The sequence below is a fragment of the Curtobacterium sp. HSID17257 genome, from assembly GCF_003989515.1.
Lineage (GTDB): Bacteria > Actinomycetota > Actinomycetes > Actinomycetales > Microbacteriaceae > Curtobacterium.
The window spans coordinates 24,941-35,566 of record NZ_RBLU01000027.1 but is presented as its reverse complement, the minus strand read 5'-3'; the positions used below and the strand labels follow the sequence as shown (position 1 = coordinate 35,566).

Here is a 10,626-nt window from a genome sequence, read left to right as displayed (position 1 = left end):
ACCCCGCCGACTCCGCCGCCGCCGAGCGGACCGTTCGCGACCTCCGCGTCGCCGTCGAGCGGGTCGACCCGGGCGCCGTCGTCGGCGGCGTCACGGCGACCGCCGTCGACACGAACGACACCGGCATCCGGGACCGGTCGGTCATCATCCCCGTGGTGCTGGCCGTCATCCTCCTGATCCTCGTGCTGCTGCTCCGCAGCGTGGTGGCCCCGCTCGTGCTCGTCGGCAGCGTCGTCGTGTCCTTCGCGGCCGCCCTCGGTGTCGGCGCCCTGGTCTTCGACCACGTGTTCCGGTTCCCCGGGGCCGACCCGTCCGTGCCCCTGTACGCGTTCGTGTTCCTCGTGGCGCTCGGGGTGGACTACAACATCTTCCTCATGACCCGGGTGCGCGAGGAGTCGCTGCGACACGGTCCGCGGGAAGGAGTGCTCCGCGGACTGGCCGCCACCGGCGGCGTCATCACGTCAGCGGGCATCGTGCTGGCGGCGACCTTCGCGGCGCTCGGGGTGATCCCGATCCTGTTCCTGGCGCAGATCGCCTTCGTGGTGGCGTTCGGGGTGCTGCTCGACACCGTCGTGGTCCGGTCCCTGCTCGTCCCGGCGCTCGTGATCGACCTGGGCCGCCGTGCGTGGTGGCCGTCGCGCCTCTCGCGCGCAGCCCGTCACATGTGACACGCTGGTGGCATGCCAGTCCCCTCCACGCAGCCGGCCGCAGAGCGCAAGCTGCTCCGCGACACCGTGCAGGACAAGATCCGCGACGCGATCATGGACGGCACGCTCGAGCCGGGTGAACGACTGAACGACGACGACCTGATCGCGTGGCTCGGGGTCTCGCGGACGCCGATCCGCGAGGCACTGGCAGAACTCGCACGGGCCGGACTGATCGAGATGGCGCCGAACCGCTACACGCGCGTCGCCGCCCCGACGAAGGACGAGCTGCTCGACGCATACCGCACCCTCGGTGTCATCTACGGCGGGGTCGTCCGGCTGGCCGTCCCGCGGTTCTCGGACGCCGAACGCGAGCGCGTCCTCGGGGTGCTCGACGACGTGCTGGCGCGCCTCGACGCCGACCAGCAGGCCGACCTCGCGCGTGAGGGCGCGGACGTCTACTCGATGTGGGCCGACGCCTGCGGCAACGCCTCGCTCGCGCAGCTGTGCCGCTCGACCACCGACGGCCTCGCGTTCCGGCTCCGGGTCCCGGAGCTCGCCGAGCTCGTCCCCACCGACGTCGTGCGTCCTGAGCTCGTGAAGCTCCGCGCCGCGGTCGTCGCGGGTGAACCCGTCGCCGCGGAGCTCGCGATGGAGGCGATCCACCTCCTGCCCACGCGCGACTGAGCACGTCGGGCGCGTACAGCGTCGGCCGCGGACCCTCAGGGATCTCCCTGTCCGATCCACGCTGTGCCGTTATGGTTTCCGGGTGAGCATCGAACCCGAGCAGACGACGCGCCGTGCCCGCCGCGGCCACGTGCCGCCGCGCCACGGGCGCCAGAAGCGCGGGGGCGGGGTGGTCCTGCCGGCGGTGGCCGGTGTGCTGGCCATGGGCCTCGTGCTGACCGGAGGCTACGCCGCCTTCGCCTTCACGAGCCTGAACAGCGGCGTGACGAAGATCGATGCGATCAGCCCGCGCTCGAGCGACGACGACAGCGACGACGTGGACGGCCAGGCGCAGAACATCCTGCTCGTCGGCGACGACCACCGCCCGGACAACGCGACGCCCGAGCAGATGGCCGAGCTGAGCACCGAGGACGACGGCGGCGCGACGAACACCGACACGATGATCGTCCTGCACATCAGCGCCGACGGGTCCCGGGCGACGATGATCTCGTTCCCGCGTGACTCGTACGTGCCGATCCCCGGTGTCGGCAAGGGCAAGCTCAACAGTGCGTTCTACTACGGCACGCTCAACGGCGGCGGCGACACCGGCGGCGCGAAGCTGCTCATCCAGACGATCCAGGACCTCAGCGGCCTGACGATCGACCACTACGTCCGGGTGTCGCTGCTCGGCTTCTACCAGGTGGTCAAGGAGCTCGGGCCGGTCGAGGTCTGCCTGAACAACGCGGTGAACGATCCCTACTCCGGCGTCGACCTGCCGGCGGGGACCTCGGAACTCGACGCCAAGCAGGCGCTGTCGTTCGTCCGGCAGCGGCACGGGCTGCCGAACGGCGACCTCGACCGCAACGTGCGGCAGCAGTACTTCCTGTCGCAGGAGGCCCGCAAGGTCCTCTCGGCGGGCACGCTGCTGAACCCGATCAAGATGAACAACATCCTCAGTGCCGTCGGTGGCTCGATCCAGACGGACACCGACCTGGTCTCGCTCGCGACGCAGATGCGGAACCTGCGGCCCGGGAACATCCAGTCGGCGACGATCCCGACGCTCGGCACCCCGACCATCACGGTGGGTGGCCGCCCGCTGTCCATCGTCGAGATCGACACCGTCGGACTGCCCGCCTTCGTGCAGGGACTCGTGGGCGAGCCGGAGGAGTACACGAAGGCCACGGCCGCCGAGCCCGCCGCGACGACCGCCACCGTGCTGAACGGCAGCGGGACGTCCGGCGCCGCCGCGACCGCGACCGCGAACCTCACCGCGCGCGGCTTCCAGGTCGGGACCCCGGGTTCCTCGGACACGACGCAGAAGACGCAGGTGCAGTACCCCGCCGGACAGGAGGCGCAGGCCAAGGCCGTCGCCGCGCTGGTGCCGGGTGCGGTCGTCGTCCGGTCCACCACGGTGTCGGGCGTCACGCTCGTCCTCGGGACCGACGGCATCACCGTCAGCGCCCCGGCCGCCCCTGCCGACGGGACGTCCGCCCCGGCGGAGGAGGCACCCGAGGCCGAGGCGTCGCAGCCGGCGGAGCCGGAGCCCGCGCCGAGCTCGACCGACGTGAAGAACTACGGCGAGGAAGGCGTCTGCATCAACTGACGCAGCCGACACCACCCTGGGGTCCCCGGCGGGAGCGTGCCGGTAGGTTCGACCGGTGACCCACGCCGCACGTCCGATCACCCTGATGACCTACAACGTGAAGAACCCGGACCCGCGGCACGACTGGCCCGCACGGCTGCCGTTGGTGCTGGACGTCATCCGCCGGCACGACCCCGACGTGCTCTGCGTGCAGGAGGCGTTCGACCACCAGATGGACGCCCTGCGGCACGGGCTGCCGGACCACGACGCCGTCGGGCAGGGTCGCGAGGGCGGTACGGCGGGGGAGCACGCCGCGATCTTCTTCCGCCGCGACCGGCTGCGCCCCGTCGACGTCGGGACCTTCTGGTTCTCCGACACCCCGGACGAGCCGGTGTCGAACACCTGGGGGAGCCTGTACCCGCGGGTCGCCAACCACACGCGGTTCCTCGACACCGACGGGCCCGCGTTCACGCTCCTCACCGCACACTTCGACCACGAGGAGAACGAGCACGGGGACGAGGTGCGTCGGCGCAGCGCCGCCCTCGTCGTCGAGCGGCTCGCTCCGGTCGACGGCCCGGTCGTCTTCGCGGGCGACTGCAACGAGCCGTGGGGCGCGGGTCCGGCCTCCCGCGTGTTCACCGACGCCGGGTACCGGGACGCCTGGACCGATGCCGGTGACCCCGCCGACCGCACGGCGTCCTTCAACGGCTGGCAGGCGCCGGTGGACTCGGGCGAGCGGATCGACTGGGTGCTGACCCGCGGCGACGTCACGGCCGAGCGTGTGGTGATGGACCACGACGGACCCGAGACGTGGGCCGCGAGCGACCACTTCCCGGTCGTGGCGACGCTGCGCGTGGCCTGAGCCGCCGGGCGGTGCGCTGACGGCAGCCGCGAGCGGGTGGCGTCAGCAGGAGCGGCGTGCGTGCACCGGCATCGGGGAGCCGATGACGGTGACCTCGGTGTCGTCGGTCAGTGCCGAGACACCGTTCGTGCCCTGTGCGTCGTCGTCCGCGCCGTCGCCGCTGCCGTCGGCGCCCTGGTCGCCCGTGGGCGCGGAACCGGCGGTGGTGCCGTCGTGCCCGGTACGCGGGTCGCCTGCGGACGGGGCGTCGTCGTCCGGTGCCCAGCCGGACTCGAGCAGCAGCTGCCACGCCTGGGAGTCGCCGGATCCGAACGAGACCTTGTCGGAGCGCGGCGCGGCCTGGATCGCGTCCGCCACGTCGTCGCCGACCTGGACGCCGTCGGGCCCCGTCAGCTCGACCCGCTCACCGGTCCGGCTCCGCACGGAGTCCCGGAGGACCCGGATCTCGACCGCGTTGCCGACGGAGGACGGTGTGTCGAGCGCGGCGACGCGGACCGCGCCGCCCCAGGTGTAGGTGGTGCCCGACGGGAAGCACGCGCCGCCGTCGCCGGCCGCGGTCTGCGTGCGCGACGGGGTGCCGAGCAGTCGGTTGAGCAGCGTGACGGTCGACCGCGCGTCGCGCATGGACACTTCGGCGACGGTGGCGTCGCCGCGACGGAGCACGAGTGACTCGGCGTCCAGCTCGACGGTGTCGACGCGGCGCAGGTCGCGGTCGGTCACCCGGACCAGCGGTTGCGCCGGGCTCGCGACGTCGCTGCGGTCCTCGGCAGCCGCAGCCGGTGCCGCACCCCCGGGAGCCGTGACGTCGAACCCGACCGTGCCGGCTGCGAAGGCGAGCGCGGCTGCGCCGAGCGCGAGCAGGGTACGGGGAGTCACCAGTCGACCGTACGACCCCCAGCCGTGCAGGACGACAGGTGTTACCGAATCGCAGCCCTCTCGTCACGTGTTCGTGATCTTGGGGATGTGTCACGAAGAGCGGCGCGGGGGACAGCCGGCTGGACGGCCGAGCGTGTCCGGGTGCGTACCGTCCAGGCCATGACGGAGCAGCAGAACGACCAGGCAGGGCCCGGACAGACGGGGCTCGACCAGTACTCGATGCAGGACCCCACGAAGATGTACGCGGACAAGAAGCCGGACGAGCAGTACCTGCAGGGTGCCGGCACCGACGAGGAGATGGCGGAGAACGTCCCCGCCGACCACGGCGAGGACACCTACCGCGGCTCGGGGCGTCTGCAGGGCCGCAAGGCGCTCGTCACCGGTGGCGACTCGGGCATCGGCGCCGCCGTCGCGATCGCGTACGCCCGCGAGGGTGCCGATGTCGCGATCGTGTACCTGCCCGAGGAGCAGGAGGACGCCGACCGCATCGTCGGGCTCATCGAGGCAGCCGGTCGCAAGGCCGTCGCGATCCCGGGTGACATCAAGGACCTCGCGTTCTGCGAGGAGCTCGTGCAGCGGGCCGTCGACGGTCTCGGCGGGCTCGACATCCTCGTCAACAACGCCGGCAAGCAGCAGAACGTCGACGACATCACGAAGATCTCGGACGAGGAGTTCGACGAGACCTTCAAGACGAACGCGTACGCGACGTTCCGCATCACGAAGGCCGCCGTGCCGCACCTGCAGCCCGGCTCGACGATCATCAACACCACGTCGATCCAGGCGTACGCGCCGTCGCCGCACCTCGTGCACTACGCCGCCACGAAGGCGACCGTGAACAACATGGCGAAGGGCCTCGCGGCACAGCTCGCGCCGAAGGGCATCCGCGTCAACGCGGTGGCGCCCGGCCCGATCTGGACGCCGCTGCAGCCGGCCGGTGGCCAGCCGCCGGAGGCGCTGCCGTCCGCGGGCGAGCAGACCTACCTGGGCCGCTGGGGCCAGCCCGCCGAGCTCGCGCCGGCGTTCGTCTTCCTGGCGAGCGGCGAGTCGTCCTACGTGGTTGGCGAGACGCTGCACGTCGACGGCGGCATGCCGACGCCGTAGTCGCGACCAGCAGCGGACGGGAGGCACGGTGCCGGCTGGCACCGTGCCTCCCGTCCGTCACGTGGCCGGGTCGACCGTCGACGGTCAGCAGGCGACGGACCGCGCCATCCGCTCCAGCAGCTCGCGTGCCGACATCGCCGCGGTCAGCTCGACCTCGACCGGGTTGATCCCGATCGCCCGCTCGAACGCGCGGCGACGGGCCTGGTCGGCGACCGGGACCTCGGGACGCTGCGGCAGGCGCGCGATCGCCCGTGCCGCGGCGTCGAAGGCGCCGGCGGGGGAGCCGAGCTGCTCCCACATCGTCCGCACGTCGTGCGCCACCTGTGCGTCGTCGCTGCCGAACTCGAAACCGGCCGACGCCATCGTGGCGAGTCCCTGCGCGACGGGGTCCTGCGGGTCCATCCCGGCATGGTCGCACGGAACGCTCGGTCTGCGCTGGGGTCGGACACTTGTCCCCCGACATGCCGACACCCGTACCGGGGATGCCGTGTCCCCCGACACTGCGGTTGGATCAGGGGTGCGGACAGGACGTCCGCCGCACGACGGAGGGCACGATGCTCGAACACACCAGCGCGGACACGCAGGCGGCAGCCGCCGCGGCCGCCTCCCTGCACCTGCGGATCACCATCGTGGGCGCCACGGTCGACGTGCTCCGCGACGTGCCCTTCCACGAGGCCCACGTCGGCATGGTCGCCGAGCGGATGGGCATCACGACCGCGGAGCTCCGTCAGCACTTCCCCTCCTGGGACGGCCTCGTGCTCGCCGCGGTCGACCGGTGGAACGGCGCCCGTCTGGAGGAGGTCGCACACGAGGTCGGCGACGGCCCGACGGTCGAGCTGCTGCGGGCGATCGTCGCCTCGAACGCCGAGGACCCCGCGCTCATGCGGCTGCTCGTCGCGCTGCTCTCCGTCGCCGGCAACCCCGCGCACCCGATGTCGACCTACCTGCGCTCGCGCTACCAGCTCTTCTTCTCGCAGATCCGCCGAGGGCTCGAGCACGACATCGCCGTCGGCCGTGCGCCGCACACGATGGACCCGCGACGCGGCGCCGAGCAGCTCATCGCGCTGTACGAGGGGCTCCAGCTGCAGGCGATGCTGCGTCCGGACCTCGACCTCGTGCCGGCGTTCGACCGTGCCGTCGCGCGGCTCGAGCGTGGGTGGATGGAACGGTACGAGCCGCAGGCTGCGCAGCGCTTCTCGCAGTGGAGCGACAGCGGGAGCTGGGAGATCTGAGGCCTGGCCGCAACGCGCGTCGGCCGGACCGACGCGGAGCCGCGCAGGCGTAGTCGTGGAGGCTCCGACGGAAGGAACCGACATGGCAGCACCGAACCCGATCCAGGTCCAGAAGTACCTCAGCGGCATCGACTACCCGGCCTCGAAGGACGACATCGTGGCGACCGCCGAGAAGGAGGACGCCCCCGGTGACGTCCTCGACGCGCTGAAGAACATCCCGGACGGCGACTACGACGCTCCCACCGCGGTGACGAAGGCCGTCTCCGACAAGGGCTGACCGGCACCCAGGCGTACCCGAGACTCGGGCTGCGCGACGTTCCTCGTGCTCCAGGGCACGAGATCGGTCGCCCAGCCCGAGTCTCGCGTCCGGGGGGCCTAGCGCGGGCGGTGGCCCCGCGGCACCGAACCGTTGCCCGGGTCGTACCCGGTGTCCCGCAGCACGGGGATCGCCGTCGTGTCGTTGTGGACCGAGTGCACCGTCACCCGACGCGCGCGCCGCAGGGCCCGCCGTGCGCCCGGGGTCGCCACGAGGCCGCCGAGCACGAGTCCGGCGCCGATGCCGAGCGCCACCGAGACCGCCGCCACGAAGTCGAGGGCGGCGCCGGACGACCCGGACATGAAGTTGAGCAGTGCGTTCGACACCGCGACACCGGGCAGCAGCGCGCCGCAGAACGCCGGCACCGCGATCGCCGCCACGGCCGTGCGCATCCGGGCGGCCGCGATGGTCGACAGCACGCCGAGCAGCACCGACGCGATGAACGTCGCTCCGAGGAGCGGCATCCCGAGGTGCCGGAGCTCCCAGAGGAACGCCCCGGCCGTGACCGAGAACACCACCGCGACCGGGATCACCCGCGCGCTGGCCTGCTGCACGAAGCAGTTCGCCGCCGCCGACACGACCGTCAGCGACAACGAGGCCCAGAGCGGCAGCGGCTGCAGGACGATGCCGGACGGGTCGACCTCGATCCGGAGCCACTGCAGCACGGCGATGCCCGCGGGCACCCCGACGACGATCGCGGCGATCACGAGCACGATGTAGAAGGCCCGGGCGACGGCCATCGCCCGGAAGCCGGAGATCGCGTCCTGGGCCCAGGTGACGAGGGACACGTGCGGCAGCAGCAGGACCACGAGCGCGGCGACCATCGTGGCCGCACCGGTCGCGGTGAGGACGTCGGCCCAGATCGCCAGGGTGCCGATCGCCGAGGCGACCGCTGCCTGTGCTCCGGAGACGAAGAACTGCGGGAAGCCCCGGCCCGTCAGCCAGCGGCCGGACAGGATGATCCCGAGCATGAGCACGAAGGCCCCCGCGCCGGCGCGCCAGCCGCCGCCGGCCTGCATCGCGATCGAGGTGCCGAGCACGGAGAGCCCGACGTCGGCGAGCCAGGACGGCCAGCGACTCGGCAGCCGCAGCACCGCCACCAGGGCGCTCACGGCACTCGTCATGTCGCGTTCGCCGTGCACCAGGTCGTCGACGATCTGGTTCGCACGGGCGAGCCGGTCGAGGTCCGAGCCGTCCGACTGCACCGTCCGCACCTTGACGAGCGGCGGGTGGTCGGCCGGGGCGTACTGGAGCGTCACCGAACTGCCGGAGAAGTCGAGGTCGAGCGGCGCGAGGTTCCACTTCGTCGACACCGCGACGACGGCGGTCTCGACGCTGCGGGTGTCGGCGCCCGAGGCGAGCATGACCTCCGCCAGGTCGAGGCAGAAGTCCACGATCTGCACGGGCGAGTACTGCTCGCGCGGGCGGGTGTCGGGGGTGACGTCCTCGTAGATCGTGCCGCGCAGCCGAGCGCGGGCGTCGCGGATGTCGTGCTGTGCGAGGTTGCGGACGCGCGGCCGGGGTGGACGCCCGGGCCGCGGGACGCCGGGGAGGAACTGCTCGGCCATCAGACCATGGTGCCAGCCGCTCGCGCCCGAGTCCGGACGTCGGCTGGACGCTGCCGATGACGGATCAGTGACGGCGCTGTGCGCTGAGTCGTCCGGCCGCGAAGGCCGCCACGACCGCGCCCAGGAGCACGAGTGCCGGTCCGACGACGAGCTGCCACGGGCGGACGCCGGCGACGTACGAGAAGTCGGACTCCGGCGCGGTCACGAACCAGCCGGACGACGACGGCGGTGCGGCGAGGACGAGTACGACGCCGACCACTGCCACGACGATGCCGAGCCACAGGGCGACGTGGGTCCGGGTGCGGAACAGACGCATGCAACCCACGGTACCGACGGACGGACGGGAGGCGCGGTGCCAGCTGGCACCGCGCCTCCCGTCCGGCACGTGGTCGCGGCTACTGCTCGAAGGTCGCCTTGAGCTCGATGTCGACGCCGGTGAGCGCCTTGGAGACCGGGCAGGTCGCCTTGGCCTCGTCCGCCGCCTTGAGGAAGGCGGCCTCGTCGATGCCGGAGACCTCGCCGTTCACGGTGAGGGTGATGCCGGTGAGCTTGAAGCCACCCGCGCTGTCCGGGCCGAGCGAGACGTCGGCCTTGACGTCGAGGGCCTCGACCGTGCCGCCGGCCTCGCCGAGGATCGCCGAGAACTGCATCGCGTAGCAGGCCGAGTGGGCTGCGGCGATGAGCTCCTCGGGGCTGGTGGTGCCACCGGCCTCGTCGGCGGCGCGCTTCGGGAAGGAGACGTCGTACGTGCCGACCTTCGAGCTCGACAGCTCGACCTGGCCGGAACCGTCGTTGAGGCCGCCGTGCCAGGCGGTGCGTGCGGTGCGCGTGGGCATGTCCGCTCCTTTCGTCGGGGAGTCGACCCGCTGCGGGCCGACGTGTCCGAGTCAATCGGAGAACGCTCGTTCTCGCAACCGGCTCTCGGTGAGTACGCAGGTCGGCGCCGCCGGAAGGACGGACGCCTGAGCGAGTCTCGAGCTGTGCGACCGCTCTCGGGCTGATCGGCGCGAGGGGCGTCGCTGAGCACGAGACTCGGGCACGTCCGGCCAGCCGTGCGGCGGCGGCCTCGGCGTCAGAGGGCGGGGCCCGCCTTGCGCAGCAGGGTCGCCTGCTCCGGGGACGAGCGCGCCGCGTACCCGATGCGGCTCTCCCGCACGTGCCACGCCATCCGTTCGGCCGCCGCCTCGACGTCCCCCGCGTCGATCGCGGCGAGGATGCGCCGGTGGTCGGGCCACAGCCGCTTGCCGCGCGACGAGGTGTCGAGCGCGTACAGCCACTCGATCTTCCGTGAGAGCTGGCGGAGCAGGGTCGCGAGCGTCGAGCTGCCGGAGAGCTCGGCGACGAGCAGGTGGAAGCGCTCGTTGAGGTCGACGAGCAGCTCGAGCTCGTCCCGCTCGACTGCCGTGTCCCCGTCGTCGAGGACGACGCCGAGCTCGCGGCGCACACGCCACCAGTCCTCGGGCGGGGCGTCGGCGTCGAACAGCGTCCGTGCCCGGGTCGCAGCGCGGCGGGCGGTGGCGGTCTCGAGCGCCTCCCGCACGGCGAACAGGTCGTCGGCCTCGTCGAAGGGGATCGCGGCGATGCGGGAGCCGACGTTCGGGCGGGAGACGACGAAGCCCTCGCCCTCGAGGCCGCGCAGGGCTTCGCGGACCGGCACCCGGGAGACCCCGTACCGCTCCGCGAGGAACGCCTCGGTCACCCGGGTGCCCGGTTGCAGGGCGCCGGTCACGATGTCGTGGCGGATGGCGTCGATGACGCTCGTCCCGTTCAGCACGGAGC

General features: G+C 72.4%; 13 protein-coding genes. 7 read left to right on the top strand and 6 right to left on the bottom strand.

What is annotated here, in order from left to right:
- The 4 genes from D8M35_RS06610 to D8M35_RS06595 form a co-directional block, all read left to right on the top strand.
- On the top strand, positions 1–668 hold a 668-nt coding region (locus tag D8M35_RS06610), incomplete at its 5' end, for an MMPL family transporter (RefSeq protein WP_148113337.1).
- 12 nt (positions 669–680) lie between these two features.
- Positions 681–1,331: a GntR family transcriptional regulator gene (locus D8M35_RS06605; RefSeq protein ID WP_126891125.1), complete on the top strand. Its 651-nt coding sequence runs from the start codon at positions 681–683 to the stop codon at positions 1,329–1,331.
- Between the two features lie 82 nt (positions 1,332–1,413).
- Positions 1,414–2,913 carry an LCP family protein gene (locus tag D8M35_RS06600; protein ID WP_126891124.1) on the top strand — a complete coding sequence of 500 codons (1,500 nt, stop codon included), beginning with the start codon at positions 1,414–1,416 and terminating at the stop codon, positions 2,911–2,913.
- 55 nt (positions 2,914–2,968) lie between these two features.
- Positions 2,969–3,754 (top strand): endonuclease/exonuclease/phosphatase family protein, encoded by a 786-nt coding sequence (locus tag D8M35_RS06595; RefSeq protein WP_126891123.1) that lies wholly within the window; start codon positions 2,969–2,971, stop codon positions 3,752–3,754.
- 42 nt (positions 3,755–3,796) lie between these two features.
- Here D8M35_RS06595 and D8M35_RS06590 read toward each other — a convergent pair whose 3' ends face one another.
- Positions 3,797–4,630, bottom strand: coding sequence for a hypothetical protein (locus D8M35_RS06590; protein ID WP_126891122.1), 834 nt, complete (start codon positions 4,628–4,630; stop codon positions 3,797–3,799).
- Between the two features lie 159 nt (positions 4,631–4,789).
- Here D8M35_RS06590 and D8M35_RS06585 point away from each other — a divergent pair, with 159 nt between their 5' ends.
- Complete coding sequence (locus tag D8M35_RS06585) at positions 4,790–5,731, top strand: SDR family oxidoreductase (protein ID WP_126891121.1); 942 nt, start codon at positions 4,790–4,792, stop codon at positions 5,729–5,731.
- An 84-nt stretch (positions 5,732–5,815) separates the two neighbouring features.
- On the opposite strand, the gene D8M35_RS06580 is transcribed toward D8M35_RS06585, so the two are convergent.
- Positions 5,816–6,133, bottom strand: a complete 318-nt coding sequence (locus D8M35_RS06580) for a hypothetical protein (RefSeq protein WP_126891120.1) — start codon at positions 6,131–6,133, stop codon at positions 5,816–5,818.
- A 152-nt stretch (positions 6,134–6,285) separates the two neighbouring features.
- On the opposite strand from D8M35_RS06580, the gene D8M35_RS06575 reads away from it, so the two are divergent.
- Positions 6,286–6,963, top strand: coding sequence for a TetR/AcrR family transcriptional regulator (locus D8M35_RS06575; RefSeq protein WP_126891119.1), 678 nt, complete (start codon positions 6,286–6,288; stop codon positions 6,961–6,963).
- 82 nt (positions 6,964–7,045) lie between these two features.
- Positions 7,046–7,240 carry a DUF2795 domain-containing protein gene (locus D8M35_RS06570; protein ID WP_126891118.1) on the top strand — a complete coding sequence of 65 codons (195 nt, stop codon included), beginning with the start codon at positions 7,046–7,048 and terminating at the stop codon, positions 7,238–7,240.
- 98 nt (positions 7,241–7,338) lie between these two features.
- Here the strand turns inward: D8M35_RS06570 and D8M35_RS06565 are convergent, their stop codons facing one another.
- The 4 genes from D8M35_RS06565 to D8M35_RS06550 form a co-directional block, all read right to left on the bottom strand.
- The gene (locus tag D8M35_RS06565) at positions 7,339–8,847 is read right to left on the bottom strand and encodes a threonine/serine exporter ThrE family protein (RefSeq protein ID WP_126891117.1); all 1,509 of its coding nucleotides are present in this window, start codon (positions 8,845–8,847) and stop codon (positions 7,339–7,341) included.
- 64 nt (positions 8,848–8,911) lie between these two features.
- Entirely contained in the window at positions 8,912–9,163 is a 252-nt protein-coding gene (locus tag D8M35_RS06560; RefSeq protein ID WP_126891116.1) for a hypothetical protein, read from the bottom strand.
- Between the two features lie 79 nt (positions 9,164–9,242).
- Entirely contained in the window at positions 9,243–9,683 is a 441-nt protein-coding gene (locus D8M35_RS06555) for an OsmC family peroxiredoxin (protein WP_058727514.1), read from the bottom strand.
- Positions 9,684–9,919: 236 nt separating this feature from the next.
- Positions 9,920–10,621 carry a GntR family transcriptional regulator gene (locus D8M35_RS06550; RefSeq protein WP_238638124.1) on the bottom strand — a complete coding sequence of 234 codons (702 nt, stop codon included), beginning with the start codon at positions 10,619–10,621 and terminating at the stop codon, positions 9,920–9,922.
- Between the last annotated feature and the right edge of the window lie 5 nt (positions 10,622–10,626).

Excerpts from the sequence above, each read along its gene's own strand:
- D8M35_RS06605 (WP_126891125.1), top strand. The coding sequence starts at position 681 with ATGCCAGTCCCCTCCACGCAGCCGGCCGCAGAGCGCAAGCTGCTCCGC.
- D8M35_RS06555 (WP_058727514.1), bottom strand. The coding sequence starts at position 9,683 with ATGCCCACGCGCACCGCACGCACCGCCTGGCACGGCGGCCTCAACGAC.
- D8M35_RS06565 (WP_126891117.1), bottom strand. The coding sequence starts at position 8,847 with ATGGCCGAGCAGTTCCTCCCCGGCGTCCCGCGGCCCGGGCGTCCACCC.
- D8M35_RS06570 (WP_126891118.1), top strand. The coding sequence starts at position 7,046 with ATGGCAGCACCGAACCCGATCCAGGTCCAGAAGTACCTCAGCGGCATC.
- D8M35_RS06560 (WP_126891116.1), bottom strand. The coding sequence starts at position 9,163 with ATGCGTCTGTTCCGCACCCGGACCCACGTCGCCCTGTGGCTCGGCATC.
- D8M35_RS06575 (WP_126891119.1), top strand. The coding sequence starts at position 6,286 with ATGCTCGAACACACCAGCGCGGACACGCAGGCGGCAGCCGCCGCGGCC.
- D8M35_RS06585 (WP_126891121.1), top strand. The coding sequence starts at position 4,790 with ATGACGGAGCAGCAGAACGACCAGGCAGGGCCCGGACAGACGGGGCTC.
- D8M35_RS06580 (WP_126891120.1), bottom strand. The coding sequence starts at position 6,133 with ATGGACCCGCAGGACCCCGTCGCGCAGGGACTCGCCACGATGGCGTCG.